Origin of the sequence: Streptomyces sp. NBC_00299 (assembly GCF_036173045.1) — a bacterium.
In the GTDB taxonomy this organism is placed as follows: Bacteria; Actinomycetota; Actinomycetes; order Streptomycetales; family Streptomycetaceae; genus Streptomyces; species Streptomyces machairae.
In genome coordinates this window covers 7,119,173-7,145,092 of the sequence record NZ_CP108039.1, presented here as the reverse complement: position 1 = coordinate 7,145,092, position 25,920 = coordinate 7,119,173, and the positions used below count along the sequence as shown (strand labels likewise).

Sequence of the window (25,920 nt, the reverse complement as noted above, 5' to 3'; positions counted from 1 at the left end):
GATCGGCGGATTGACCGCCGACTGCGCTGCACCCGCCCAGGAGCCCCCATGATCCGACGCGTCACCTCCCCCGCCCTCTTCCCGCCCCCCACCTACTCCCACGCCTCCGTCGTCGAAGCCGGCACGAAACTCGCCTTCCTCGCGGGTTCCGTGCCCCTCGACCGCGACGGGAACCTCGTCGGTGAGGGAGATCCGGTGCGGCAGGCCCAGCAGGTGATCGCCAACCTCGAAGTACAACTGGAGGCGATCGGCAGCGACTTGGCACACGTCCTGGCGAGCGACGTGTACGTGGTGAGCGGTGAGCCGGCGGTGCTGTCCGCCGTCTGGGAGGTCGTCGAGGCGTCCGGGCTGAGCGTCGGCCCGCACTCGTCGACACTGCTCGGGGTCGCCTGCCTCGGATACACGGGGCAGTTGGTGGAGATCACGGCCACGGCCGCCGTCCCGGAAGAGGCGCCGCGCCCATGACGCCCGTAGCGCTCCGCCGCGCCAGGCCCACCGATGCCGGTGCCGCGGCCGATGTCTGGCTGCGCTCGTTCGCCGCCGCGCTGCCGACGGTCGTCCGGCCGCGCACCGACGACGACGTGCGGACGTACTTCCGGGAGGTGGTGGTGCCGCTCAGGGAGACCTGGGTCGCCGAAGCCGCCGACCGCATCGTCGGCCTGATGGTCCTCGACGCCGACCAGCTCTCCCAGCTCTACCTGGATCCCGACTGGCGCGGCCGTGGCATCGGCGACCGTCTCGTCGACCTCGCCAAGCGGCGCCGCCCGAATGGGCTGAGCCTGTGGACCTTCCAGGTCAACAAGCCCGCCCACCGGTTCTACGAGCGCCACGGCTTCGTCGCCGCCGAGTACACGGACGGCAGCGGGAACGAGGAGCAGGAGCCCGACGTGCGGTACATCTGGCAGCCCGGCCGACCCGATTCCCGGTGATCACTCCTGCCTCCGCCCCCACGCCCGCCCCTTGGGCAACGGCCGCGCATACCCTCCGACCCGGCTCGTCCTCAGCCCCAACCCCACCAGCGATTCGGCGAGTTTCACGGCCGCGCCCACCCCGTCGACCACGGGAACCCCCAGCTTCTCCCCCAGGGCCCGCTGCAGCCCTGTCATCCCGGCACAGCCCAGCACCAACACCTCCGCACCCGCGTCCCGCGCCCGTTCGGCGGCTGCCAGGAAGGCGGACTCGGTGCGTTCGGCGTCCTCCAGTTCCAGCACTCCGAGCCCCGTACCGATCACGGCGACGCAGTTGCGGCCCACCCCGGCTGTGTCGAGGCTGTCCTCGATCTGCCCGCACGAGCGCTCCAGCGTGGTCACCACCCCGTACCGGCGCCCGAGCAGACAGGCCAGGTGCGCGGCGGCCTCCGTGATGTCGACGACCGGTACGTCCACCAGTTCCCGGACGCCTTCACGGCCGTGCTCCCCGAAGCCGGCCATGACGACCGCGTCGTAGGCGGGACCGTCGTACGTCCGCAGCGCGTCCATCACCGCCGCCGCCGAGAGGTAGCTGTCGAGCCAGCCCTCGGCCGACTCGGGTCCCCACCCGGGGGTCAGCCCGAGCACGGTGGTGCCCGGGCCTGCGGCGGCCCGGGCACCTCGTACGATCTCCTCGGTCATCTCCTGCGTGGTGTTGCAGTTGGTGACGACGATCCGCACGTCCTTCAGACCTCCCGCGCCACGGACCCGGCAGCCGGCTCGTCGGCCCCGGCGGCCCGCTCGTCGCGGCACAGCACCAGATACAGCCCCGCCGCCATCGCCGTCCCGATGAACCACGAGTACGGCGCCACATCGCTGAACGTCTTCACCAGCGCCAGTACCGCCGCGACCCCCGCCGCCGGCAGGAAGGCCCACAGCGCCCTGGGGTTGACGCCCTTGCGGTAGTAGTAGCGCGAGCTCGGCTCGGCGGAGAACAGTTCGTTCACGTCCACCCGGCCCCGCTTGACCAGGTAGTAGTCGACCATGATCACACCGAACAGGGGCCCCAGGAAGGCGCCGAGGCCGCCGAGGAAGTAGTTGACGACCGTCGGGTTCGAGAACAGGTTCCACGGCGTCACCACGAGCGCCGCCACCGTGCTGATCATGCCGCCGACCTTGAAGGTGATCTTCTGCGGCCAGACGTTGGCCAGGTCGTACGCCGGTGAGACGAAGTTGGCGACGATGTTGACGCCCATCGTGGCGATGGCGAACGTCAGGGCGGCGAGCACCAGGACCCAGGTGTTGCCGACCTTCGCGACCAGTTCCGCCGGATCCGTGATGGCCTCGCCGAACACCTCCAGCGAACCGGCCGTGACGATCACCGAAACGACCACGAAGGCGGTGGAGTTGATGGGCAGGCCCCAGAAGTTGCCCTTGCGGACCGTCCGGTAGTCCGGCGCGAAGCGTGAGAAGTCGCAGAAGTTGAGCATCAGCGTGCCGTACGTGGCGAGGATCAGGCCGATCGCGCCGAACCACTGCCGCCACTGCTCGCCGACGGACACCGGGTGCGGGGTGGTCGTGAGCGAGATCGTCCAGCCGGCCTTGGCGAGGATCCACACCGCCAGCGCGATCATCACGATCCAGATCGCCGGGCCGCAGAAGTCCTGGAACTTGCGCACCGACTCCATGCCCCGGCTGATGATCAGCGCCTGGATCAGCCACAGGGAGAGGAACGACACCCAGCCGAGCGCGTGCAGGCCCAGGAAGGAGCTGTGCGTCCAGGACTCCAGGCCGGGCCAGGCGGCCAGCAGCATCACGTTCACTGCGACCGAGGCCAGGTACGTCTGGATGCCGTACCACATGATGGCGATCACGGCCCTGATCAGCGCCGGGATGTTGGCGCCCCAGACGCCGAAGCTGATGCGGCTGACGACGGGGAACGGGACGCCGTGGCGCTGGCCGATCTTCCCCATCCAGTTCATGCCGACGTAGATGAGCACGAAGCCGACGAGCAGGGAGGTGAAGACCTGCCACACGTTCATGCCGAGGACCAGCAGACCGGCCGCGAACGTGTAGTTGCCGAGGTTGTGGACGTCCGACATCCACAGGGCGAAGAGGTCGAAGACCTTCCAGTTGCGCTTGCCCGCGGGCGCGAGGTCTTCGTTGGTGAGCCGGGGATCGGGGACGAACGCTGCTGTGCCGGTGGCTTCGGCACGGTCGGCGAGGGACACGGGGCCTCCAGGAGCCGGGGGACGGAGGAGTGCTTATGGAGGGGCGCCTTGTGAAGGGGGCACCGAGGCGCGCGTTTGGTATACCAAACTGCGCACATGGTCCTCCCGTCAACCGTTCTGACCGATGTCGCTCCCGTTAACGCTCCGTAAATCACACCCCGAGTCGGCGAAGATGGCCCCATGAGCTCCTCGACGAAGACCGAACCCCTGGGTGCGGTACGGGAACGCGTCCTGGCGACCCTGCGGCAGGACATCATCGCCGGCCGCCTCCGGCCCGGTGACCGGCTCGTCGAGCGGGAGCTGGCCGAGCGCCTCGGGGTCTCGCGCGTTCCGGTCCGCGAGGCGATCCGGGCCCTGGTCGCCGAAGGCTTCGTCCAGTTCGAGTCGGCACGCCGTACGGTCGTACGCCGGCTGACCCCGGCCGACGTCAAGGAGCTCTTCGAACTGCGCGAGGCCCTGGAGGTGTACGCGGCCGGACTCGCCGCGTCACGGGCGACGCCGGACGACCTCGCCGAGGTGGAGGCGCTCCTCGACCAGGCTGCCGCCGCGACCGAGGCGGGTGACGCGGAAGCGATCACGGACGTCAACAGCCGGCTGCACGACCGCATCGTCGCCATGGCCGGCAACACGCTGCTGATCGAGGCACTGGAACCGGTCGCCGGCCGCCTGCGCTGGATGACCCGGCGGAACGAGGAGTGGCCCCAACTCCTCGTGGAGCACCGCGAGTTGTATGAGGCGATCGCCTCGGGCGACCCGAACCGGGCCCGCGCGCACGCACTCACCCACGTGCGCACCAACCACCGCTCGACGGTACGGCAGCTCTTCGGTGAGGCGGCGGCCGAGGAACTCTCCTAGCGACCGCCGTACTTGGCCGTCATCGGTCCGCGTACTTGTCCGTCGCCGCCACCAGCGCCGCCGCCACGGTCGGTGCCCCCGCGTCGTGCCCCACGTCGTCGACGACGACCAGCTCGCTGCCGGGCCAGGCCTGATGGAGCCGCCACACGGTCCCCAGCAGGTTGCCGAAGTCGAGGCTGCCCTGGACCAGGGTGCCGGGGATGCCCTTCAGCAGCGGGGCGTCCCGCAGGACGACACCCTCGTCGTTGCCCTCACCCAGGAAGTGGTCGTTGCCGAAGTAGTGCGTGACGGTACGGGCGAAAGCCATGCGGAACCGCTCGTCCTCGTACCTCGGGACCGACCGGGGCGGGGCGGGGACGCACGCCGTCTCCCAGTCCGTCCAGGCCCGCGCCGCTCGCCCCCGCACACCGGGGTCGGGCGACTCGATCAGCTTGTTGTACGCGGCGGCGAGGTTGCCGTCGCGCTCCCCGGGCGGCAGCTCAGCCAGGAACCGCTCGAACGCCGCCGGGAAGATCCGCCCCAACCCCCTGGTCAGCAGGGACACTTCAGGGCTCGACCCGGCGGCGACCCCGGTCAGCACCAGCTCGGACACGGCCCCGGGACGCGTCTGCGCATACCGCAGCCCCAGCACCGACCCCCACGACACACCCCACACCAGCCAGCGCCCGATGCCGAGGTGCCGTCGCAGCAGCTCCAGGTCGGCGATGAGATGAGCCGTCGTGTTCACGCTCATGTCGGTCTCGTACGCGCTCGCGTGCGGCGTCGAACGCCCGCACCCGCGCTGGTCGAGCAGCACGATCCGGTACGCGGCCGGATCGAACAGCCGCCGGAAGTACGGATTGCAGCCGGAGCCCGGCCCGCCGTGCAGCACGAGCGCGGGCTTGCCGTGCGGGTTCCCGCAGGTCTCCCAGTAGACGTGGTTGCCGTCGCCGACGTCGAGCATGCCGTGGTCGTACGGTTCGTTTTCCGGGTAGAGCGTCATCCTGGCACCGTATCGACGGCCCGACTGCCCCCGCCTCTCATTTCAGGCCGGCCGCCTCCGCCGCCGTACGCAGCACGTCGCGCAGCATCTCGGGCGTGAGCCTGCCGGTGAAGGTGTTGCGCTGGCTGACGTGGAAGCACCCGAAGAGGTCGAGCCCGGCGCGGCCGTCGGCGCCGTCCAGCGGGACCCGCGCCCCGTGCGCGAACGCCGGCCGCGGCCTGGGCACGCTCCACCCCGCCTCCACCAGTGCGGGCAGCGTCGCCTGCCAGCCGAAGGCGCCCAGTACGACGACCGCCCGCACGGTCGGGCGCAGCAGCCTCAGCTCCTGCACCAGCCAGGACCGGCAGGTCTCCCGCTCATCCGGCGTGGGTTTGTTGGCGGGCGGTGCGCAGTGCACCGGGGCCGTGACGCGCACGCCGTACAGCTCCAGGCCGTCCCCGACGGCGACGGACGTGGGCTGCGAGGCGAGGCCCACGCCGTACAGCGCCTGGTAGAGCACGTCTCCGGAGCGGTCCCCGGTGAACATCCGCCCGGTGCGGTTGCCCCCGTGCGCGGCCGGGGCGAGCCCGATGATCAGCAGCCGGGCGTCGGGCGGGCCGAAGCCGGGCACGGGGCGGCCCCAGTACGTCTGGTCGGCGAAGGCGGCGCGCTTGGTGCGGGCCACTTCCTCACGCCAGTCGACCAGCCGTGGGCAGGCCCGGCAGCCCGCGATTCTGCGGTCGAGATCGGCCAGTGCGTCCACACCCTCCACCGTAAAGCCGTCGCGGCCCCGTACGGGGACTCCATCCGGGACGCCGTGCGAGGACTGCGAGGACTGCGAGGGCCGGGACGGGACTAAGGTCGAGGCATGGCTTCCGAGGATGACGAGGAGAAGGCCGGCAGCACGGCCGAGGGGCAGCCGGACACGGCCGACGCGCAGGCGGCCGTCGACCCTGAGGTCGCCGCGGCCGTGGCCGCGGCCGAGGCCGCCGGTGCGCACAGCGGCGAGTCCGTACGGATCGACAGCTGGATCTGGGCCGTACGCCTGGTCAAGGCCCGCTCCATGGGCGCCACCGCCTGCAAGGGCGGCCACGTACGCGTGAACGGCCAGAACGTGAAGCCCTCCCACGCCCTGCGCATCGGCGACGAGGTGCGCCTGCGCCAGGAGAACCGGGAGCGGATCGTCATCATCAAGCGGCTCATCCGCAAGCGGGTCGGCGCACCGGTGGCGGTCCAGTGCTACGTCGACAACTCGCCCCCTCCCCCGCCGCGCGAGGCCGTCGCCCCGGCCGGCATCCGCGACCGCGGCACGGGCCGTCCGACCAAGCGGGACCGCCGCGAGCTGGAACGACTCCGCGGACTCATGGGCGGCGACGCGGAACGACCGCGCGGACGGTGACATCCGACGGTGGCGTCCGGCAGGCCGACAAGGCCCGGTCCGGACGCCACCGAAGTCGTTTCGCGCAGGCGCACGCGCGCGCAGGCGCACCTGTCAGGCGCGTCGTCGCACCAGCCGCAGCAGATCCGCGTTCGAGCTCCGCCGTGCCCAGGCGATCAGGACGAGGGGCACGATGAGGATGAGCGGTGTCGCCGCGTTCTCGCCGCCGTAGGCGGTGATCGTGACGACGAACGCGCCGACCATCAGCGCGCTCAGCGCCATCGCCGCCACCGACTGCAGCACCGGGATCAACAGCGCGACGGCCCCGGCCAGTTCGAGCGCTCCGATGGTGTACATGCCCGCGCTGCCCCAGCCCAGCTCGTCGAAGCCCTCGGCGGCCGACGGGTGCGCGATCAGCTTGGGCAGCGCGCTCGCGATCGCGTAGAAGAGGGCGAGCAGAATCTGCAGGCCGCGCAGCGCGATGCGGGCACGGCGACCGCGCGGGGTGTCCGACTCGGCGATGACCGTGCCGGAGGTGCGGGCCGTGGCGGAGGCGGCGGTGACGGAGGCGGTGGTCTCGGACATGAGGGTCTCCTGGGTGAAGCGTTCCGTGGTGATGTCGGAGAGGCAGACCGGGGCCGGCTCCGGAACTCATCGCCGTGGGACGGCAATTCGTCATCAGGTACGAAGAACTTCACCCGCGCCCGTCGAACGGCAGCCATCCGTGCCCCACATACCAGTGACCGCCCGCCCGCAGGTGGTCCCCGACGGCCCGCTCCACGGCCGTGCGCCGCGGCAGGGTCTCGACCGGCAACTCCGGGTCGCCGAAGACGAACTGGACCGGCTCGCTGTCGGCCTGCTCCCTGTCCTCGTGGGCGACGCGGAAACGCTCCTGGAACCCCACGATGTTGGAATCCTCGGGCAGGTACTTCCTCAGCTGCGGGTCCAGCAGCCAGGAGTGGCAGGTCGCCACCTCGTACCGCTCCTGCGGAAAGTGCGCGGCGAAGAACTCCCGGGCCAGCGCCAGGGACCGGTCGACCGCGGCCGGTGACAGCGGCCCGTAGAAGTCGGGGATGTGCACATTGAGGCAGCCCGAGTCGGGACCCACGTCGAGCCCGGCCGCCGCGAGCCTCGTCCCCGCACGCTGCCCGAGCCGTGCCCGCTCGAACTGCAGCCGCCCCAGCTGGTACAGCTCGCCTCGGAAGTGATGGACGAGCCACCACGGTGCCTGCACGCCCGTCCTGCCATGGCGTCTGCGGTGCACGGCCATGTTCCGCCCGAGGTCGGCGAGGGTGCGCCGGGAGACATCGGCGGGGATACCGCGCTCGCGGTGGTAGGCCCGCGTGGACGGCAGCGCCGCGACGAACACGTACACCGGGAAGCAGCGCCGCAGGGGGCCCGCGGCCCAGTCGAGGTCGGGCAGGTCGACCGCGCCGCCGACCTGGCCGATCCCCCGGACGAGCTCGTCGACGGACCGCTCCAGGTGCTGCCGCAGCTCCGGGTCGTCCCTCACCCGTGGGCCCATCCGCACGAGGTCGTTGATGTCCTCATGGGGTACTCCGAGGTCGAGCAGGCTTTCGGCCAGTTCATCGGTGTCCGGCAGCACGAGGCCCCCTTCGCGCAGTACGAGTAGTACTAGGAGTACGAGCAGTACGGGGAGTACGAGCAGTACGGGGAGTACGAGGAGTACGTTTCAGGAAGGAGTGGTGATCCCGATGCGTACGGGCAGTGAGCCGAGGACAGCGCGCAGTGCACTGCGGGCCCGTTTCTGGCTGTGCGTGTGGGGCGTGGTGTGGGCGATCTTCGGTACCACCGCGTTCGCGCTCGCGGGACGCCCCGGCTGGGCGGCGGCCTGCGGGGCGCTGTGGCTGGTGATCACCATCGACATGGCCATGGTCCTCAGACACATCCGTCAGGGCCCGCACTACCAGCCGGGCCGCGACATCCCTCCGTATCGCCCGCCTGAGAACCGCCACCCCTAGGCGCCGCTCACGCTTCGAACCGTGCCGCCTTGAGGTACTGCGGGTTCGGGTCGAGCGCGGCCGCCAGCCGGAAGTGGCGCTTGGCCTCCTCGGGCCGGCCCCGGCGCTCGTAGGTCCGGGCGAGCGCGAAGTGCGCGAACGCGTTGTCCGGCTCGCGCTCCAGGACGATGGTGAACTCCAGCTCGGCGGGCCGCAGTTGCGCGGCGGCGAAGAACGCACGCGCGCGCAGCAGCCGGGCGGCGGTGTTCTCCGGGTGCGCGGCGATGACTCCGTCGAGCAGCTTCACCGCGCCCCGCGGATCCCGCGCGGCGAGCAGCTGCTCGGCGGCGCGGAAGTCGATGACATGCGTCTCCGGAGTACGTCCGGGCGATCCGCTGGTCTCGGGCACGGCAAAGTCCTTCCCTCACTGGAAGGGTTCAACGCGTGATCGCGCCGGGGCTATTCCTGCGGCGAGCGGGGCTGAGGGCTCCCCTGGGTCCCGTGGGCTCTGCGCACGAGCTCGTCCCACACGTCCTTCACACGTCGCTGAAGTTCTTCCAGTGGTACGTCGTTGTCGATGACGATGTCCGCGATCTCCAGGCGCTTGTCACGCGTCGCCTGCGCGGCCATACGCGCGCGTGCGTCCTCCTCGGTCATGCCGCGCAGCCGCACGAGCCGGTCGAGCTGGGTCTCGGGGCCGGCGTCGACGACGACCACCACGTCGTACAGCGGTGCCAGGCCGTTCTCCGTGAGGAGCGGGACGTCGTGGACGACGACGGCGTCCTCGGCGGCGGCCTCTTCGAGCTCGCGGGAGCGGGCGCCGACGAGGGGGTGCACGATCGAGTTCAGTACGGCGAGCCGGTCGGGGTCGGCGAAGACGATCGAGCCCAGCTTGGGCCGGTCCAGGCTGCCGTCCTCGGTGAGCACGTCCTCACCGAACGCCTCGACGACGGCGGCAAGGCCGGGGGTGCCGGGTGCGACGACCTCCCGCGCGATCCGGTCCGCATCGATCAGCACGGCCCCGTGCTCCACGAGCAGCCGCGACACCTCGCTCTTACCGGCTCCGATGCCCCCGGTCAGGCCCACCTTCAGCATGACCCGAAGCTTAGGGCCTGCCACTGACACAGCGCCGGGCAGACCGTACTTCCCCCTCGGCCGCCGTCTCCGGCGGCCCTCAGTTGTCGCCTTCCCGTTCCGCCAGGAACCGCTCGAACTCCCGCCCGATCTCGTCCGCCGACGGGATGTCCACCGGCTCGGCGAGCATGTTGCCGCGGCTCTCGGCGCCCGCGACCGCGTCGTACTGGTGCTCCAGGCCCTCGACGAGGTTGGTGAGCTCCTCGTCGCCCTCGCGGATCTGCCGGTCGATCTCGTTCTGCGTGCGGTGCGCGTCCGTGCGCAGGGAGTGCGCGATGCCGGGCAGGACCAGCCCGGTCGCCGCGGTGACCGCCTCCAGGACGGTGAGCGCCGCGTCCGGGTACGGGGAGCGGGCGATGTAGTGCGGGACGTGCGCGGCGACGCCCAGGACGTCGTGCCCGGCCTCCATCAGCCGGTACTCGACCAGGGACTCGGCGCTGCCGGGCACCTGCGCCTCGTCGAAGGGGCTGCGGTGGCCGGGGACGAGGTCGACGCGATTGCCGTGCGGGGTGACGCCGACCGGGCGGGTGTGCGGGACGCCCATCGGGATGCCGTGGAAGTTCACCGACAGACGCACCCCGAGGCGCTCCACGATCTCCTTGACGGCCGCGGCGAAGCGCTCCCACTCCACGTCCGGCTCGGGCCCGGACAGCAGCAGGAACGGCGCGCCCGTGGCGTCCTGGACGAGTCGCACCTCGATCGCGGGATCCTCGTACTCGGCCCAGCGGTCGCGCTTGAACGTCAGCAGCGGGCGACGGGCGCGGTAGTCCACCAGCCGGTCGTGGTCGAAGCGGGCGACGACCTGGTGGGGCAGCGAGTCCAGAAGTCCGTCGACGATCTGGTCGCCGGTCTCACCCGCGTCGATGTATCCGTCGAAGTGGTAGAGCATGACAAGGCCGGCCGACTCCTGGGCAAGCGCCATGTCGACAACGGCGAGGCCCTTCGGCTCCCATGCGTACAAACCCTGCGGATCAAGCACTGTGACCGCTCCTCCTCGTGTCCATACGCCACAACACCCTTACGGCCGTGGGCATTCCCGAAGAAGCAGCTCATTGATCTTGCCAGTCTGGGCAACGCCCCTCAGGGACGCGGGGCTGTATCGACATGCGGCTCCACCGCCCCGCAATTGATCTCACCGGTCCGGGCAACGCCCTAGGGGGCGCGGGGAACTGCGCGACAAGCCCCCACCGCCCCGCAGCCGAAGGACAACCCTTCCGGGCAGCACTGAGGGACCGCACCTCGAAAGGTACGGCCCCTCAGTCAACTGCTAGGCCTCAGCGAGCCAGCGTTGCGTTCAGCTCTGGCCGCCCGCCAGCTTCTCGCGCAGCGCGGCAAGCGCCTCGTCCGAGGCAAGCGCGCCGGAGTTGTCCGGGCCCTCGGAGGAGTAGGAACCGCCGCCACCGGACGCGGCCGGAGCCGCACCCGCCGCGTCGCCACCCTCGGCGGCAGCCGCAGCGTCCGCCTCGCGGGACTTGATGACCTGGGCCTGGTGCTGCTCGAAGCGCTGCTGCGCCTCGGCGTACTGGCCCTCCCAAGCCTCGCGCTGGGTCTCGTAGCCCTCGAGCCAGTCGTTGGTCTCGGGGTCGAAGCCCTCGGGGTAGATGTAGTTGCCCTGGTCGTCGTACGAGGCAGCCATGCCGTACAGGGTCGGGTCGAACTCGACCGAGGCCGGGTCGGCACCGAAGGACTCGTTGGCCTGCTTCAGCGAGAGGCTGATGCGGCGGCGCTCGAGGTCGATGTCGATGACCTTGACGAAGATCTCGTCGTTGACCTGGACGACCTGCTCCGGGATCTCCACGTGGCGCTCGGCCAGCTCGGAGATGTGGACCAGACCCTCGATGCCCTCGTCCACGCGGACGAACGCACCGAACGGAACCAGCTTCGTGACCTTACCGGGCACGACCTGACCGATCTGGTGGGTCCGGGCGAACTGCTGCCACGGGTCTTCCTGCGTCGCCTTCAGCGACAGGGAGACACGCTCGCGGTCCATGTCGACGTCGAGAACCTCGACGGTGACTTCCTGGCCGACCTCGACAACCTCGGAGGGGTGGTCGATGTGCTTCCAGGAGAGCTCGGAGACGTGGACCAGACCGTCGACGCCACCCAGGTCCACGAAGGCACCGAAGTTGACGATCGAGGAGACGACGCCGGAACGGACCTGACCCTTCTGGAGGGTGGTGAGGAACGTCTGGCGGACCTCGGACTGGGTCTGCTCCAGCCAGGCACGGCGGGACAGGACCACGTTGTTGCGGTTCTTGTCCAGCTCGATGATCTTGGCCTCGAGCTCCTTGCCCACGTAGGGCTGGAGGTCGCGAACGCGGCGCATCTCGACCAGGGAGGCCGGGAGGAAGCCACGGAGGCCGATGTCGAGGATGAGACCACCCTTGACGACCTCGATGACGGTACCGGTGACGATGCCGTCCTCTTCCTTGATCTTCTCGATGGTGCCCCAGGCGCGCTCGTACTGGGCGCGCTTCTTCGAGAGGATCAGGCGGCCTTCCTTGTCCTCCTTCTGGAGAACAAGGGCTTCGATCTCGTCACCGACGGCGACGACCTCGTTGGGGTCGACGTCGTGCTTGATCGAGAGCTCTCGGCTCGGGATGACACCTTCGGTCTTGTAACCGATGTCGAGCAGGACCTCGTCCCGGTCGACCTTCACGATGACGCCGTCGACGATGTCGCCGTCGTTGAAGTACTTGATCGTCTCGTCGATCGCGGCGAGGAATGCTTCCTCGTTACCGATGTCGTTGACCGCAACCTGCGGGGTGGTGGCGGTGGTCTCGGTGCTGCTCGTCATGTGGGAAAGGGCTCCGGTACGGACATTGAAGTCGTAGGTACTGCTACGCCGGGAGCCCGTATCGCTCTGAAGAAGCCGGACAGCCAAGGAAGCGCCCCACCAGGGAAAGGTGATGGCGCCTCGAAAACCGAGGGGACATACAACAGATGCGAGCGCAGCCTGCTACGTCTGAGGAGCGCAGGCCCGCAGCGCAACTTGTAGCATACGGGGGCAGCCGGACAGGGTCAATGCGCGAAGCCGCCCACCCGGGGCGGATCGCCGCATACCCGGCACAAAACGTGTCTCCTGAGGCCACGCAGGCCTTGGAGCACCCCTTGCGTGACACCACCGCGAGGGCCCACGCCGTTCAGGTGACGGCAGAGTACGACGAGGGAGCCGATCATCCAAGAGTACGAACCGGAGGCCACGCGCCGTGAGTCCGGCGTTGCGGAGAGCTCGCACGCCAACCGTGGCTGGTGGGACCGGAACGCGGACGAGTACCAGACCGAGCACGGCACGTTCCTCGGCGACGATCGTTTCGTCTGGGGTCCCGAGGGCCTGGACGAGGTGGAGGCCGAGCTGCTCGGCCCGCCGGAGGACCTCAAGGGCAAGGACGTCCTGGAGATCGGCGCCGGCGCGGCTCAGTGCTCGCGCTGGCTGACCGCGCAGGGGGCCCGCCCGGTCGCCCTGGACATCTCCCACCGCCAGCTCCAGCACGCGCTGCGCATCGGCGGTGCGTTCCCCCTGGTGTGCGCCGACGCGGGCGCCCTTCCCTTCGCCGACGCCTCCTTCGACCTGGTGTGCTCGGCGTACGGCGCGCTGCCGTTCGTCGCCGACCCGGTGCTGGTGCTGAAGGAGGTGCGCCGGGTGCTGCGGCCGGGAGGGCGTCTCGTCTTCTCCGTGACCCATCCCATCCGCTGGGCGTTCCCCGACGAGCCGGGCCCGGAGGGTCTGTCCGTCTCGGCCTCCTACTTCGACCGCACTCCTTACGTCGAGCAGGACGACGAGGGCCGCGCGGTCTACGTCGAGCACCACCGCACGATCGGCGACCGGGTCCGGGACGTCGTGGCGGCGGGCCTCCGGCTGGTGGACCTGGTGGAGCCGGAGTGGCCGGCCTGGAACACCTCGGAGTGGGGCGGCTGGTCGCCGCTGCGCGGGAACCTGATCCCGGGCACGGCGATCTTCGTGTGCAAGCGAAGCGAGATGGGGGCACCCCCGGCCGGAGGCCGGGGGAGAGACTGAGAGCGTGATCCGTTACGACGCCCTGGACGCGCTGCCCGTACGCAGCGCCCTGCCCGGCCTGAACGACGCCCTGGACACGCACGGCACCGCGGTGCTCGTCGCGCCGCCCGGCACCGGCAAGACCACCCTGGTGCCGCTGGTGCTGGCCGGGCTGGTCGGCGAGGGACCGGCGCGGCGGGTCGTCGTGGCCGAGCCGCGGCGGATCGCGGCCCGGGCCGCCGCCCGGCGGATGGCGTGGCTGCTCGGCGAGAAGGTCGGCGAGAGTGTCGGTTACACCGTGCGCGGCGAACGGGTCGTCGGGCGGCACGCACGCGTGGAGGTCGTCACGACCGGTGTGCTGTTGCAGCGTTTGCAGCGCGACCAGGAGCTGGCGGGCGTGGGCGTGGTGGTGCTCGACGAGTGCCACGAGCGGCATCTGGACGCGGACACGGTGGCGGCGTTCCTGTGGGACGTACGTCAGACGCTGCGGCCGGAGCTGCGGCTGGTGGCCGCGTCCGCGACGACGGACGCGCAGGGGTGGGCTCGGCTGCTGGGCGATGCGCCGGTGGTGGCGGCGGAGGGCGTCTCGCACCCCGTGGAAGTGGTGTGGGCACCGCCGACGCGTCCCGTGAGGCCCCCGCACGGCATGCGGGTCGACCCGGCGCTGCTGACGCACGTGGCCTCGACCGTACGGCGGGCGCTGGCCGAGCGGGCGGGGGACGTGCTGTGTTTCCTGCCGGGTGTCGGCGAGATCGCGCGGGTGGCCGGGCAGCTGGGGCAGCTCGGGGACGTCGAGGTGCTGCACGTGCACGGTCGGGCGTCGGCGGCCGTGCAGGACGCGGTGCTGACCGGCGGGGAGCGGCGCCGGGTGGTGCTGGCGACGTCCGTCGCGGAGTCGTCGCTGACGGTCCCCGGGGTGCGCGTGGTCGTCGACTCCGGGCTGGCGCGGGAGCCGCGGGTCGATCACGCGCGCGGGCTGAGCGCACTGACGACGGTACGGGCCTCCCAGGCGGCCGGCCGGCAGCGGGCAGGGCGCGCCGGGCGTGAGGCGCCGGGCGCGGTGTACCGGTGCTGGGCGGAGGCGGAGGACGTGCGGCTGCCGCGGTTCCCGTCGCCGGAGATCAAGGTGGCCGACCTGACTGCGTTCGCGTTGCAGGCGGCGTGCTGGGGCGAGCCGGAGGCGACCGGGCTGGCGTTGCTGGATCCGCCGCCCAGTGGGGCGATGGCGGCGGCGCGGAGCGTTCTTGCGGCCATCGGTGCCGTGGACGCCGACGGGCGGGCCACGGCTCGGGGCACCGCGCTGTCCCGGCTGGGGCTGCACCCCCGACTGGGCCGGGCGCTGCTGGACACGTCCGGTGCGGGTGCCGAGGCGGTCGCGCTGCTGAGCGAGGAGGCCCCGAGGGAGTACGGGGACGACCTGGCTGCCGCTCTGCGGGCGGCTCGGCGTGGCGGTGACGCCTATGCGGGGCGCTGGCGGGCGGAGGTGCGGCGTTTGCGGTCGAACAGCGAGAACTCGGCTGCGCAGAGCGTCGACGACCGCACTGTGGGCCTCGTCGCCGCCCTCGCCTTCCCCGAGCGGGTGGCCAAAGCCGACGGCGGTTCCTACCTCATGGCCTCCGGCACCCGCGCCGAGCTCGGTGCCGGCAGCCCGCTGCGCGGCGCCCCGTGGATCGCCGTGGCCGTCGCGGACCGTCCCGTCGGCAAGGGGCACGCGCGCGTGCAGCTCGCCGCCGTGGCGGACGAGGACATGGCCCGTTCCGCGGCAGCCTCGATGTACTCCGCGAGCCAGGAGGTCCACTGGGGCGACGGGGACGTCGTCGCCCGGCGGGTCGAGCGGCTCGGGGCGATCGAGCTCGCGGTGCGGCCCTTGCGGGACGCCGACCCCGTACTCGTACGCGATGCGCTGCTCGAAGGGCTGCGGCAGGAAGGGTTCGGCCTGCTGCGGTGGTCCCCTGACGCCGGCGTACTGCGGCAGCGGCTCGCTTTCCTGCACCTCCACCTCGGTGCGCCCTGGCCCGACGTCTCGGACGACGCGCTGCACGCGCGCGTGGACGAGTGGCTGGAGCCCGAGCTGAGCCGGGCGCGGCGGCGGGCCGATCTGGCCCGGATCGACGCCGGGCAGGCGCTCACCAGGCTGCTGCCGTGGGCCTCCGGGGAGGCGGGGCGGCTCGACGAGCTGGCGCCCGAGCGCATGGCGGTACCCAGTGGGTCCAGGATCCGGATCGACTACGGCAACCCCGAGCAGCCCGTCCTCGCCGTGAAGTTGCAGGAGATGTTCGGACTGCATGAGTCGCCGTCCGTCGCCGGCGTACCGCTCCTCGTCCACCTGCTCTCCCCCGCGGGCCGGCCCGCCGCCGTCACCGCCGACCTCGCCTCCTTCTGGAGGGACGGCTACAAGGGCGTACGGGCGGAGCTGCGCGGGCGTTATCCGAAGCATCCGTGGCCGGAGGATCCCGCCTCGGCCGAGCCGACCCGGTACACGAACGCCAGGCTCAGGCGCTGACCGGTTCCGGTTCGGTGTCCTTGGTCGGTTCCGGGTCACCGGGACGGCGGCTGCGTGCCTCCAAATACAGGGACAGCGCCAGGAGCAGCAGACCCAGGGCCAGGAAGCCCCACGGGAGGTACGACGTCAGCAGCAGGACCAGCGTGCGGTTGGACTTGACCAGGTCCACCGTGGAGACGATGTAGTCCTCGCGCATCTTCACGTGGCCGGCGAACGCCGTCACCTTGTCGCGGTCCCCGAGCAGGGTGCCGCCGCGCAGTTCCTCCTTGTGGATCTCCTCGCCGTAGACGGGCGCTCCGGTGAGCGGTTCGACCCAGAACTTGCGGACGGTGGTGTACCAGCGGGTCGTGCCGGTCTTGGCGACCGACTCCGGGGTGATGCCCTCGACCGGCATGGTCCTGGGGAACCTGACCTTCGTCCACGGAATGGTCTGTTCGAAGTAGTAGACCTCGACGCCGCGGAAGTTCTGGGTGCCCTTGTAGTGGATGGGGGCGGTGATGCGGGCCTGCGCGTCGAAGTACTCGTAGTCCCGTTTCTCCGTCAGGAAGGGCCACTTGAACTCGATGCCCTGCCGCTTCACGGGGTCGCCGTCGACCATCTCACCGGTGGCATGGACGGGTTCCTGGGTGTGGGCGTCGAAGATGTAGCGCTCGGGAATCTTGGAGACCATCTTGCCGTCGGGGCCGACGACGTACGACAGACCGTCCCAGACCACCACGTCCTTGCCGGCCGTCTTCTCGATCTTCTCCGAGGCTTCGACGTTGCCCTTGAGCGTCTGCACGATGGTGACCTTGGAGACCTTGCGGGCCTCCATCGTGCCGTAGTCGAGGAGGGTTGCGTCCTTCGCCTCCAGGACCATGTCCTGGTACTGGTTGGCCGGGATCTTGGCCAGGCGCGGGAAGGCGTACCAGCGCAGCAGCGGGGACAGCGCCGCGAAGAACACGGCGAGGGCGAGCAGGACCAGGCCGGCCTTGCGGCGCATCTCGGCCTCCCTCCCGGACGGGCGGTTACGGGTGTGTGGGCACCGTCGTCAGCAGCGGTTTGGGGGATGTCTCACCGGCCGGTGAACCCAGCGCGGTCATCGCGAGGACCAGGGCGAGCGCGGCGACGAGTCCGGTCGCTGCGGCGATCAGGGCGCGCATAGGGGCCTCCCGAATCCCGGACTGTGACGATCCACGGCTGTGAAAATCCGGGACTGTGAAAATCCGCGACTGTGACATCTGATACAGCGTCAGGTTCGGCACCGTAGCAACGGGCGGGCGAGATGAGAACACGTTGCGCGCATGAACAAAGGGCGCCCCGTCCGCCGTAGCGGAAGAGGCGCCCTTCGGTGGACTCTGCGGTGCTACGCGCTCGGGCTCGGCGATGCCGGTCCGGACGCGGATTCCGATGCCGACGGCGTCGGGCTGGGCGACGTCTCGGCCGCCGCGACCTTCAGTTCGACGGTCAGGGTCGCGCCGCCCGCGGTGTTGATGCGGAGCAGGAACGTGCCGGTGGTGTCGTCGGCGTACAGCTTCGGCAGCTTGAGCAGGCCCTTGGCGTCCGTCGTCAGGCCGGTCAGGGTTCGTACGGCCTTGCCGTCGGCGTCCTTGAAGTAGGGGCCCTTGTCGTTCTCGGCCGGGTCGTCCGCCGACTTGATGAGCGTGGCGGTGGCCGCGACCTTGTCGGCCACGGCGTCCTTGTAGGTCGCCTTCACCTCGACCTGGTCGGCGAACTCGCCGCCGGGCGTGCAGGTCAGCGCGGTGTCGCTGGTGCGGGTCAGGGTGTCGGCGGCGCGCTCGGTGACGGTGGCCTTGTAGTCGAGACCGGCGATCGTGCGGCCGACGACGGTGACGCGGACGACGAACTCTCCGGTGTTCTCGCCCGCCTTGAGCGCCGGCGCCGACGCCTCACCGATGCTGCTGGTGAGGACGGTGGCGTACTTCTCACCGGTGCTGAAGGTCGCGTCGGTGGCACCGATGATCGTGAAGCGGACCCGGACCTTGGCGACGGCCTTGCCGGCCTTGGTCTCGGCGCGCGCGGAGATCTTCTCGGCGAAGGTGTCGCCCGCCATCGCGCTGAGCTTGGCGGTGCCCGCGTCCTCCAGGTGGTGGACCGTGTCGGTGGGGGTGGGAGGCGTCGTGCCGGGCGGGGTCGTGCTCGGCGGGGGCGGCTCGGGGCTCGGGGAGCCGCCGTTGTCGCCGGGCTTGGGACTGCTCGGTGCCGTCGGCGTGCTGGGCGCCGACGGCGTGGAGGGCGTCGTCGGTGTCGGGTTCGCGCCCGCCGTGTCGTCGCTGCGGTCCGACGGGACGGTGCCGGTGCCGTCCGGGATCTCGTGGGTGCCCTTGCGGTAGTACTCCAGCCACCTCATGACGAGGTTGAGGTAGTCCTGCGAGTTGTTGTAGCTGAGGATCGCGCGGTCGAGGTCGCCCTGGGTGGACAGGTCCCAGCCGAAGCGGCACAGGTAGTGGCCGGCGGCGAGCGCGGCGTCGTAGATGTTGTTGGGGTCCTTCTTGCCGTCGTCGTTGCCGTCGCGGCCGGCCCTCTCCCAGGTGGAGGGGATGAACTGCATGGGTCCGACGGCACGGTCGTACGAGCTGTCCCCGTCGTAGGCGCCGTTGTCGGTGTCGCTGATGTTCGCGAAGCCGTTGCCGTTGAGCTGCGGGCCGAGGATCGGGGAGATCGTGGTGCCGTCGGCGTTGACACGGCCGCCGCGGGCCTGGCCCGACTCGACCTTGCCGATCGCGGCGAGGAGCTCCCAGGGGAGGTTGCAGCCGGGCTTGGCCTGCTGGAGCGCGGCCTGGGCCCTCTTGTACGCGTCGAGGACGGTCGCGGGGATGCCGGCCTCGGTGACGCCCGGGTCGACGGGGGTGTCCGCGGACGGCGAGGGGTTGGGGCTGTTCAGCGGCGGCAGGTCCGTGTAGTACGGCGAGTTGCCGGTCGCGCTGTCCTCGGCGGGTGTGTCCGGGGAGGGCTGGGTGCCGGTGGTGACTCTTCTGCCGGCGTCGTCGGTTATCACTCCCGGAGCCTGGGACGCGGCCAGTGCCGCGACCACGACCGCGGCCACCGTGGTGTTCACCGCCCCCTTGCGGAGCCTGCCGAATTGCGCCGCCATGAAATGGACCCCTCCCGTGGACGCCCGGGCGCCCGACTCTGCCTGCCGGCCGGGCTCGCCGTGCCGAGCCCGCCCCTGTTGTGACGATCGACTCGCCGCGACAGTTGCCCTCGCGGCACGCTTTCAGTCGCTGTTCATCTGTTCGACAGCACGCCGCCGGCGCGGTGACCCAGGCGACACTACGACAACTTCCTTTGCCGGGGCACCCGTTGGTGCCCGATTTTTACCGGTTGGCCACATGCGGTCTGTCCGTCGGATGTCCCTCATACTGGCTTCGCCGACGCCCTGGGCCGACCGGCCCCGCCAACATCCCGCACGAGGAGCCCCGTTGCCGTTCACGCTCAGCCACGCGGCGGCCGTACTGCCCGGCGTACGCACCGACGGAACCGGCCGCCTCGCACTTGTACCGGCCATGCTGGTGGCGGGATCGTTCTCTCCCGACATGACCTATTACGTGGCGAGTGTCCTGCCGGAGGCGATGGAGTTCGGCGATGTCACGCACTCGTTCGCCGGCGTGTTCACCGTCGATGTGGCGATCGCCTGGGCGCTGGTGGGCCTGTGGCTCCTGCTGCGCGAGCCGCTGGTGGCACTGCTGCCGCCCGGGCGACAGGCGCGGGTGGCCACGCTGGTGCGCTGCGGGGCGCCACGCGCGCGTGTACGGCCGTCGTCGGCGCTGCGCTGGTACGTCTCTGCCGTCCTCGGCTCGCTGACGCATGTCGTGTGGGACGCGTTCACCCATCTCGACCGCTGGGGGATGCGGCTCTTTCCCGTCCTGGGCGAGGAGATCGCGGGATCGCCGCTGTACTGGTATCTGCAGTACGGCGGTTCGGCGGTCGCTGCGGTCGCCATCGCCGCATTTGTGATCGTGGCGCTACGGCGGACCGGTGCTGCCGCGCCGGTCGGGGTCCCGGTGCTTTCGGTACGGGACCGGTGGTGGGCCGCCGTGCTGATCGGCGGGATTGCCGCAGTGGCGGCCGTGCAGCGGGCGTCGCGCTGGTGGGCCTACTGGGGATCGACCGCGAAGTACTGGGAGCTGATTCCCACGCTGTGCTTCGGAGCGGGCGCGGGGCTCGTTCTGGGGCTGGTGCTGTACGCCGTGGGCGTCAGGGTGTGGCGTCCGGTCCTGGGCCCTGGCAGTTCGGATGCGGATGCGGATGCGGCCGGTCGGGAGACCAGCCGTCCGGGAGCTCGGTGACGGTTTCGGCCGTCGCGACGAACACGGTGACGGTACGGCCCGAGCGGCCGGGGCGCCGGAGTGGGAGTGCGGTGCGGGCGAGGGCCAGGTGGCCGCGGAGGGTTGCCGCCCTGTGCCGCAGAGTTCCCATCAGGTCGGCGGGGATGCGGGCGGTGCTTGCGCCGGAGGCGAAGGGTGGGACCGAGGGCCGCGCTGTGGGGGCGTCTTCGGTGTTCGCGTTCGCCGGTGCCGGGGCCATCCGGCGGTTGAGCGTGCGTATACCCATGCCCGCATCCTTACGGGCATGGGGTGCGAGGAGCGCTTTTGCGGGGGCCACGCGGGTGACGGGTCCCTCCGGGGGGTGGGCCGGGACCCCTGGTGATTGCCGGGTCGCGGTGCTCTCGGGGCTGCGGGTTGGTCGTGGCTGGTCGCGCAGTTCCCCGCGCCCCTTGGGGCGCTGCCGTGTGCCCCGTCGCAGGGTGGGCAACCCCGATGCCGGGCAGGGTTCCAATCTGCCCGGCATTGAGGGGTGAGCCTTCAGCGGCGGCTAGTGCGCGGCCGACTCCCAGTCGGGCCCCGCGCCCACCGAGACGCCCAGGGGGACGTTGAGGTGGACGGCGTTGGACATTTCCCGGCGGACCAGTTCCTCGGCGGTCTTGCGCTCGCCCGGGGCGATTTCCAGGACGATTTCGTCGTGGACCTGGAGGAGCATGCGGGAGGTGAGGTTCTCCTCGCGCAGGGCCCGGTCGACGTTGAGCATGGCGATCTTGACGATGTCCGCCGCCGTGCCCTGGATGGGGGCGTTGAGGGCCATGCGCTCGGCCGCCTCGCGGCGCTGGCGGTTGTCGCTGTTGAGGTCGGGGAGGTAGCGGCGGCGGCCGAAGAGCGTCGCCGTGTAGCCCGTCGCCCGTGCCTCGTCGACGGCGCGGCGCAGGTAGTCCCGGACGCCGCCGAAGCGCTCGAAGTAGGCGTCCATCAGCGCGCGGGCCTCGCCGGCGTCGATGTTCAGCTGCTGGGACAGGCCGAAGGCCGACAGCCCGTAGGCCAGGCCGTACGACATCGCCTTGATCTTGCGGCGCATCTCCGCGTCCACCGCGGCGGGCTCCACGGCGAACACCTGCGAGGCGGCCGTGGTGTGCAGGTCCTCGCCCGAAGTGAACGCCTCGATGAGGCCCTCGTCCTCGGAGAGGTGGGCCATCACGCGCAGCTCGATCTGGCTGTAGTCCGCGGTCATCAGGGACTCGAAGCCCTCGCCGACCACGAAACCCCGGCGGATCGCCCGGCCCTCGTCCGTGCGGACCGGGATGTTCTGCAGGTTCGGGTCGGTCGAGGAGAGGCGGCCGGTGGCCGCGACCGTCTGGTTGAAGGTCGTGTGGATACGGCCGTCCGCCGCGATCGTCTTGATCAGGCCCTCGACGGTGACGCGGAGCTTCGCCTGCTCGCGGTGGCGGAGCATGATGACCGGCAGTTCGTTGTCGGTCTGGGTCGCAAGCCACGCCAGGGCGTCGGCGTCCGTCGTGTAGCCCGTCTTCGTCTTCTTCGTCCTGGGCAGGGCGAGTTCGCCGAAGAGGACCTCCTGGAGCTGCTTGGGCGAGCCCAGGTTGAACTCGTGCCCGGCCGCCGCGTGCGCCTCCTTCACGGCCTGCTGCACGGCACCCGCGAACATCTGCTCCATGGCCTCCAGGTGCGCCCGGTCGGCCGCGATGCCGTGCCGCTCCATGCGGGCCAGCAGAGCGGAGGTCGGCAGCTCCATGTCGCGGAGCAGGTCCGCGGCGCCGACCTCCTCCAGACGGCCCTCGAAGGCCTCGCCCAGGTCCAGGACCGCGCGGGCCTGGATCATCAGTGCCTCGGCCTCGGCGCCGTCGTCCGTGCCGAAGGCCAGCTGGCCGTCGGCCGCGGCGGCGGGGACCAGCTCGCGGTGGAGGTACTCCAGGGACAGCGCGTCCAGGTCGAACGAGCGGCGTCCCGGCTTGACGAGGTAGGCGGCGAGTGCGGTGTCCATGCGCACGCCGGCGATGCTCCAGCCGTGCTCGGCGAAGACCCGCATCGCGCCCTTGGCGTTGTGGAAGACCTTCGGCTTGTCGGCGTCGGCCAGCCAGGCGCTGAAGGCCTTCTCGTCGGCCTCGTCCAGCTGCGACGGGTCGAACCAGCCGGCCGCGCCGTCGGCCGCGGCGAGGGCGACCTCGGCGACCGATCCGGTGCCGAGCGCCCAGGCGCCGACGGTGGCCACGCCGAGCGGCGCGCCGCCGTGCTCCGCCAGCCAGGGGGCCAGCTCGCCGGTGCCGAGCACGGCGCCGTCCAGCTCCACGCCCTCGGTCGAGATCGGCGTGGCCTCGGCCTCCTCGGCTCCGGGGTCGACGCCGAAGAGTCGCTCGCGCAGCGACGGGTTACGGATCTCCAGGGTGTCCAGGATCATCGCGACGGCCTTGCGGTCGTACGGCACGCGCGCGACGTCGGCGACGGTCTTGGGCAGCTCGACGTTGCGCTCCAGCTCGGTCAGGCGGCGGTTGAGCTTGACCGACTCCAGGTGGTCGCGCAGGTTCTGCCCGGCCTTGCCCTTGACCTCCTCGACGCGCTCGACCAGCTCGGCGAACGAACCGAACTGGTTGATCCACTTCGCCGCCGTCTTCTCGCCGACGCCCGGGATGCCCGGCAGGTTGTCGGACGGGTCGCCGCGCAGGGCCGCGAAGTCGGGGTACTGGGCGGGCGTCAGTGCGTACTTCTCGAAGACCTTCTCCGGGGTGAACCGGGTCAGCTCGGAGACGCCCTTGGTCGGATACAGCACCGTCGTGTGCTCGCTGACCAGCTGGAAGGAGTCCCGGTCGCCGGTGACGATCAGCACCTCGAAGCCTTCGGCCTCGGCCTGGGTGGCGAGCGTGGCGATCACGTCGTCGGCCTCGAAGCCGTCGACGGCGAACCGCGAGACGTGCATCGCGTCGAGCAGCTCGCCGATCAGCTCGACCTGGCCCTTGAACTCGTCCGGGGTCTTGGAGCGGTTCGCCTTGTACTCCGTGAACTCCGCGGAGCGCCAGGTCTTGCGGGACACGTCGAAGGCCACCGCGAAGTGCGTGGGCGCCTCGTCGCGCAGCGTGTTGGCCAGCATCGACGCGAAGCCGTAGATCGCGTTCGTCGGCTGGCCCGTCGCGGTCGTGAAGTTCTCCGCGGGCAGCGCGAAGAACGCACGGTAGGCCAGCGAGTGCCCGTCCATGAGCATCAGGCGGGGCCGGCTGCCGCCGGGGTTGGTCTCGGTCTGCTTCGCTGCTGTCTCTGCCACGTCCCCGATCCTGCCACGCCCCACTGACAGTCGGTCCCCATCGGGGGGTGCGGCTCCCGGGAGGGGGCGGGTGGGTCCGGACCGGGGCCGGAACCCCCGCCCGCGTTGTCCGTCCCGCGTGCGAGGATCGGAGATGTACCTCACACGTGTACACAAAGGAGAACGCGCGATGGCCACCAAGCCGCCCAAGGGTGATCCGGTTCAGGACGCGCCCCAGGTCGCCGAGCCGAAGCATGCGGCGGCGGGGCTCCCGGCCATCGGGCACACCTTGCGGATCGCGCAGCAGCAGATGGGCGTGAAGCGCACCATGCTGACGCTGCTGAACGTCAACCAGAAGAACGGCTTCGACTGCCCGGGCTGCGCGTGGCCGGAGCCGGACCACCGGCACAAGGCGGAGTTCTGTGAGAACGGCGCCAAGGCGGTGGCCGAGGAGGCCACCCTGCGCCGGGTCACCCCGGAGTTCTTCGCCGCCCACTCCGTCGCCGATCTCGCGACCAGGAGCGGTTACTGGCTGGGACAGCAGGGGCGGCTCACGCACCCCGTGTACCTCCCCGAAGGGGGCACCCACTACGAGCCGGTGACCTGGGAGCGCGCCTTCGACATCATCGGCGAGGAGATCACCGCTCTCGGCTCCCCCGACGAGGCCGTCTTCTACACCTCGGGACGCACCAGCAACGAGGCCGCGTTCCTCTATCAGCTCTTCGCGCGCGAGCTCGGCACCAACAACCTGCCCGACTGCTCGAACATGTGCCACGAGTCGTCCGGGTCGGCGCTGAACGAGACCATCGGGATCGGCAAGGGCAGCGTCCTGCTGGAGGACCTCTACAAGGCCGACCTGATCATCGTCGCCGGGCAGAACCCGGGTACGAACCACCCGCGCATGCTCTCCGCACTGGAGAAGGCCAAGACCAACGGCGCGAAGATCATCAGCGTCAACCCGCTGCCCGAGGCCGGCCTGGAGCGCTTCAAGAACCCGCAGACCCCGCAGGGCATGCTCAAGGGCGCGGCCCTCACCGACCTGTTCCTGCAGATCCGCATCGGCGGCGACCAGGCCCTGTTCCGCCTCCTCAACAAGCTCATCCTTCAGACGCAGGGCGCCGTCGACGAGGAGTTCGTCCGCGAACACACCCACGGCTACGAGGAGTTCGCCGCTGCCGCCGGCGCCGCCGACTGGGACGAGACCCTGACGGCGACCGGCCTCACGCGCGCGGACATCGAAGAGGCCATGGCCATGGTCCTCGCCTCGCAGCGCACCATCGTCTGCTGGGCGATGGGCCTCACCCAGCACAAGCACTCCGTGCCGACCATCCGCGAGGTCGTCAACTTCCTTCTGCTGCGCGGCAACATCGGCCGCCCGGGCGCCGGCGTGTGCCCGGTGCGCGGTCACTCGAACGTGCAGGGCGACCGAACGATGGGCATCTTCGAGCGGCCCGCCCCGGCCTTCCTGGACGCCCTGGAGAAGGAGTTCGGCTTCGCGCCCCCGCGCGAGCACGGCTACGACGTCGTACGGGCCATCCGCGCCCTGCGGGACGGCGAGGCGAAGGTCTTCTTCGCCATGGGCGGCAACTTCGTGTCCGCCACGCCCGACACGGACGTCACCGAGGCCGCCATGCGGCGCGCCCGGCTGACCGTGCATGTGTCGACGAAGCTCAACCGCTCGCACGCCGTCACGGGCGCGCGTGCGCTGATCCTGCCCACCCTCGGCCGGACCGAGCGCGACCTCCAGGGCAGCGGCGAGCAGTTCGTGACGGTCGAGGACTCCATGGGCATGGTGCACGCCTCCCGGGGCCGCCTGGAGCCCGCGAGCGCGCACCTGCTGTCGGAGCCGGCGATCGTGTGCCGCCTGGCACGCCGGGTGCTGGGCGAGGGCAGCGCCACTCCCTGGGAGGAGTTCGAGAAGGACTACGCGACGATCCGGGACCGTATCGCCCGCGTGATCCCCGGCTTCGAGGACTTCAACGCGCGCGTGGCCCACCCGGGCGGCTTCACGCTCCCCCACGCGCCCCGCGACGAGCGCCGCTTCCCGACGGCGACGGGCAAGGCCAACTTCACGGCGGCTCCGATCGAGTACCCGACGGTGCCCGAGGGACGGCTGCTGCTGCAGACCCTGCGGTCGCACGACCAGTACAACACCACGATCTACGGCCTCGACGACCGTTACCGGGGCATCACGAACGGCCGCCGGGTCGTGATGATCAACCCTGAGGACGCCCAGCGGCTGGACATCGCCGACGGCTCGTACGTCGACCTGGTGAGCGAGGGGAAGGACGGAGTCGAGCGGCGGGCGCCCGGCTTCCGTGTCGTCCACTATCCGACGGCCCGGGGCTGCGCGGCGGCGTACTACCCGGAGACCAACGTCCTCGTCCCGCTGGATGCCACCGCGGACACCAGCAACACCCCGGCCAGCAAGTCGGTGATCGTACGTCTGGAACAATCGGCGACCGACTGAG

At 70.8% G+C, this 25,920-nt stretch carries 23 protein-coding genes; 9 read left to right on the top strand and 14 right to left on the bottom strand.

Translation table 11 applies throughout. From position 1 onward, the window contains the following. Nucleotides 1-48 precede the first annotated feature (48 nt). On the top strand, nt 49-465 hold the full coding sequence (locus tag OHT51_RS31805; RefSeq protein WP_328882349.1) for a RidA family protein: 417 nt from the start codon (nt 49-51) through the stop codon (nt 463-465). Then, the gene (locus OHT51_RS31800) at nt 462-929 is read left to right on the top strand and encodes a GNAT family N-acetyltransferase (RefSeq protein ID WP_328882348.1); all 468 of its coding nucleotides are present in this window, start codon (nt 462-464) and stop codon (nt 927-929) included. Before OHT51_RS31805 ends, OHT51_RS31800 begins: the two co-directional genes overlap by 4 nt. On the opposite strand, the gene OHT51_RS31795 is transcribed toward OHT51_RS31800, so the two are convergent. Both OHT51_RS31795 and OHT51_RS31790 read right to left on the bottom strand, forming a co-directional pair. Next, entirely contained in the window at nt 930-1,649 is a 720-nt protein-coding gene (locus tag OHT51_RS31795; protein WP_328882347.1) for an aspartate/glutamate racemase family protein, read from the bottom strand. Nucleotides 1,650-1,654: 5 nt separating this feature from the next. After that, the gene (locus OHT51_RS31790; RefSeq protein ID WP_328882346.1) at nt 1,655-3,139 is read right to left on the bottom strand and encodes an NCS1 family nucleobase:cation symporter-1; all 1,485 of its coding nucleotides are present in this window, start codon (nt 3,137-3,139) and stop codon (nt 1,655-1,657) included. A 180-nt stretch (nt 3,140-3,319) separates the two neighbouring features. On the opposite strand from OHT51_RS31790, the gene OHT51_RS31785 reads away from it, so the two are divergent. Then, nucleotides 3,320-3,994 (top strand): GntR family transcriptional regulator, encoded by a 675-nt coding sequence (locus OHT51_RS31785; RefSeq protein ID WP_328882345.1) that lies wholly within the window; start codon nt 3,320-3,322, stop codon nt 3,992-3,994. Between the two features lie 19 nt (nt 3,995-4,013). Here the strand turns inward: OHT51_RS31785 and pip are convergent, their stop codons facing one another. Next, the gene (gene pip / locus OHT51_RS31780) at nt 4,014-4,976 is read right to left on the bottom strand and encodes a prolyl aminopeptidase (RefSeq protein ID WP_328882344.1); all 963 of its coding nucleotides are present in this window, start codon (nt 4,974-4,976) and stop codon (nt 4,014-4,016) included. A 37-nt stretch (nt 4,977-5,013) separates the two neighbouring features. Then, nucleotides 5,014-5,718, bottom strand: coding sequence for a uracil-DNA glycosylase (locus tag OHT51_RS31775; protein WP_328882343.1), 705 nt, complete (start codon nt 5,716-5,718; stop codon nt 5,014-5,016). 105 nt (nt 5,719-5,823) lie between these two features. Here OHT51_RS31775 and OHT51_RS31770 point away from each other — a divergent pair, with 105 nt between their 5' ends. Then, entirely contained in the window at nt 5,824-6,354 is a 531-nt protein-coding gene (locus tag OHT51_RS31770; protein ID WP_328882342.1) for an RNA-binding S4 domain-containing protein, read from the top strand. 93 nt (nt 6,355-6,447) lie between these two features. Here OHT51_RS31770 and OHT51_RS31765 read toward each other — a convergent pair whose 3' ends face one another. After that, nucleotides 6,448-6,918 carry a DoxX family protein gene (locus tag OHT51_RS31765; RefSeq protein ID WP_328882341.1) on the bottom strand — a complete coding sequence of 157 codons (471 nt, stop codon included), beginning with the start codon at nt 6,916-6,918 and terminating at the stop codon, nt 6,448-6,450. A 109-nt stretch (nt 6,919-7,027) separates the two neighbouring features. Next, nucleotides 7,028-7,939: an acyltransferase domain-containing protein gene (locus OHT51_RS31760; protein ID WP_328882340.1), complete on the bottom strand. Its 912-nt coding sequence runs from the start codon at nt 7,937-7,939 to the stop codon at nt 7,028-7,030. Nucleotides 7,940-8,048: 109 nt separating this feature from the next. On the opposite strand from OHT51_RS31760, the gene OHT51_RS31755 reads away from it, so the two are divergent. Then, nucleotides 8,049-8,315: a DUF6343 family protein gene (locus tag OHT51_RS31755; protein WP_328882339.1), complete on the top strand. Its 267-nt coding sequence runs from the start codon at nt 8,049-8,051 to the stop codon at nt 8,313-8,315. Between the two features lie 7 nt (nt 8,316-8,322). On the opposite strand, the gene OHT51_RS31750 is transcribed toward OHT51_RS31755, so the two are convergent. From OHT51_RS31750 to rpsA, 4 genes are all read right to left on the bottom strand, one after another. Next, nucleotides 8,323-8,703, bottom strand: coding sequence for a tetratricopeptide repeat protein (locus tag OHT51_RS31750; protein WP_328882338.1), 381 nt, complete (start codon nt 8,701-8,703; stop codon nt 8,323-8,325). Between the two features lie 50 nt (nt 8,704-8,753). Further along, the gene (gene coaE / locus OHT51_RS31745; protein ID WP_328882337.1) at nt 8,754-9,389 is read right to left on the bottom strand and encodes a dephospho-CoA kinase; all 636 of its coding nucleotides are present in this window, start codon (nt 9,387-9,389) and stop codon (nt 8,754-8,756) included. 79 nt (nt 9,390-9,468) lie between these two features. After that, a complete protein-coding gene (locus OHT51_RS31740) occupies nt 9,469-10,407 on the bottom strand; it encodes a PAC2 family protein (protein WP_328882336.1) in 939 nt (312 codons plus the stop codon). A gap of 315 nt (nt 10,408-10,722) precedes the next feature. Next, entirely contained in the window at nt 10,723-12,225 is a 1,503-nt protein-coding gene (gene rpsA, locus OHT51_RS31735; RefSeq protein WP_328882335.1) for a 30S ribosomal protein S1, read from the bottom strand. A gap of 378 nt (nt 12,226-12,603) precedes the next feature. Here rpsA and OHT51_RS31730 point away from each other — a divergent pair, with 378 nt between their 5' ends. Beyond that, complete coding sequence (locus OHT51_RS31730) at nt 12,604-13,446, top strand: class I SAM-dependent methyltransferase (protein WP_328884510.1); 843 nt, start codon at nt 12,604-12,606, stop codon at nt 13,444-13,446. Between the two features lie 4 nt (nt 13,447-13,450). Then, nucleotides 13,451-15,928: an ATP-dependent helicase HrpB gene (gene hrpB / locus OHT51_RS31725; protein WP_328882334.1), complete on the top strand. Its 2,478-nt coding sequence runs from the start codon at nt 13,451-13,453 to the stop codon at nt 15,926-15,928. Here the strand turns inward: hrpB and OHT51_RS31720 are convergent. From OHT51_RS31720 to OHT51_RS31710, 3 genes are all read right to left on the bottom strand, one after another. Then, entirely contained in the window at nt 15,918-16,910 is a 993-nt protein-coding gene (locus OHT51_RS31720) for a DUF3068 domain-containing protein (RefSeq protein ID WP_328882333.1), read from the bottom strand. The two genes, hrpB and OHT51_RS31720, sit on opposite strands and share 11 nt — an antisense overlap. 25 nt (nt 16,911-16,935) lie before the next feature. Next, nucleotides 16,936-17,070 (bottom strand): SPW_0924 family protein, encoded by a 135-nt coding sequence (locus OHT51_RS31715; protein WP_328882332.1) that lies wholly within the window; start codon nt 17,068-17,070, stop codon nt 16,936-16,938. 203 nt (nt 17,071-17,273) lie between these two features. Then, nucleotides 17,274-19,022 (bottom strand): lytic transglycosylase domain-containing protein, encoded by a 1,749-nt coding sequence (locus tag OHT51_RS31710; RefSeq protein ID WP_328882331.1) that lies wholly within the window; start codon nt 19,020-19,022, stop codon nt 17,274-17,276. 328 nt (nt 19,023-19,350) lie between these two features. Here OHT51_RS31710 and OHT51_RS31705 point away from each other — a divergent pair, with 328 nt between their 5' ends. Continuing rightward, the gene (locus tag OHT51_RS31705) at nt 19,351-20,217 is read left to right on the top strand and encodes a DUF4184 family protein (RefSeq protein ID WP_328882330.1); all 867 of its coding nucleotides are present in this window, start codon (nt 19,351-19,353) and stop codon (nt 20,215-20,217) included. Between the two features lie 526 nt (nt 20,218-20,743). Here OHT51_RS31705 and polA read toward each other — a convergent pair. Beyond that, entirely contained in the window at nt 20,744-23,470 is a 2,727-nt protein-coding gene (gene polA, locus OHT51_RS31700; protein ID WP_328882329.1) for a DNA polymerase I, read from the bottom strand. Between the two features lie 169 nt (nt 23,471-23,639). Here polA and OHT51_RS31695 point away from each other — a divergent pair, with 169 nt between their 5' ends. Continuing rightward, entirely contained in the window at nt 23,640-25,919 is a 2,280-nt protein-coding gene (locus OHT51_RS31695) for an FdhF/YdeP family oxidoreductase (protein WP_328882328.1), read from the top strand. Nucleotide 25,920: the final 1 nt, after the last annotated feature.

Excerpts from the sequence above, each read along its gene's own strand:
- OHT51_RS31805 (WP_328882349.1), top strand. The coding sequence starts at position 49 with ATGATCCGACGCGTCACCTCCCCCGCCCTCTTCCCGCCCCCCACCTAC.
- OHT51_RS31800 (WP_328882348.1), top strand. The coding sequence starts at position 462 with ATGACGCCCGTAGCGCTCCGCCGCGCCAGGCCCACCGATGCCGGTGCC.
- OHT51_RS31785 (WP_328882345.1), top strand. The coding sequence starts at position 3,320 with ATGAGCTCCTCGACGAAGACCGAACCCCTGGGTGCGGTACGGGAACGC.
- pip (WP_328882344.1), bottom strand. The coding sequence starts at position 4,976 with ATGACGCTCTACCCGGAAAACGAACCGTACGACCACGGCATGCTCGAC.
- OHT51_RS31770 (WP_328882342.1), top strand. The coding sequence starts at position 5,824 with ATGGCTTCCGAGGATGACGAGGAGAAGGCCGGCAGCACGGCCGAGGGG.
- OHT51_RS31765 (WP_328882341.1), bottom strand. The coding sequence starts at position 6,918 with ATGTCCGAGACCACCGCCTCCGTCACCGCCGCCTCCGCCACGGCCCGC.
- OHT51_RS31755 (WP_328882339.1), top strand. The coding sequence starts at position 8,049 with ATGCGTACGGGCAGTGAGCCGAGGACAGCGCGCAGTGCACTGCGGGCC.
- coaE (WP_328882337.1), bottom strand. The coding sequence starts at position 9,389 with ATGCTGAAGGTGGGCCTGACCGGGGGCATCGGAGCCGGTAAGAGCGAG.
- rpsA (WP_328882335.1), bottom strand. The coding sequence starts at position 12,225 with ATGACGAGCAGCACCGAGACCACCGCCACCACCCCGCAGGTTGCGGTC.
- OHT51_RS31720 (WP_328882333.1), bottom strand. The coding sequence starts at position 16,910 with ATGCGCCGCAAGGCCGGCCTGGTCCTGCTCGCCCTCGCCGTGTTCTTC.
- OHT51_RS31715 (WP_328882332.1), bottom strand. The coding sequence starts at position 17,070 with ATGCGCGCCCTGATCGCCGCAGCGACCGGACTCGTCGCCGCGCTCGCC.
- OHT51_RS31710 (WP_328882331.1), bottom strand. The coding sequence starts at position 19,022 with ATGGCGGCGCAATTCGGCAGGCTCCGCAAGGGGGCGGTGAACACCACG.
- OHT51_RS31695 (WP_328882328.1), top strand. The coding sequence starts at position 23,640 with ATGGCCACCAAGCCGCCCAAGGGTGATCCGGTTCAGGACGCGCCCCAG.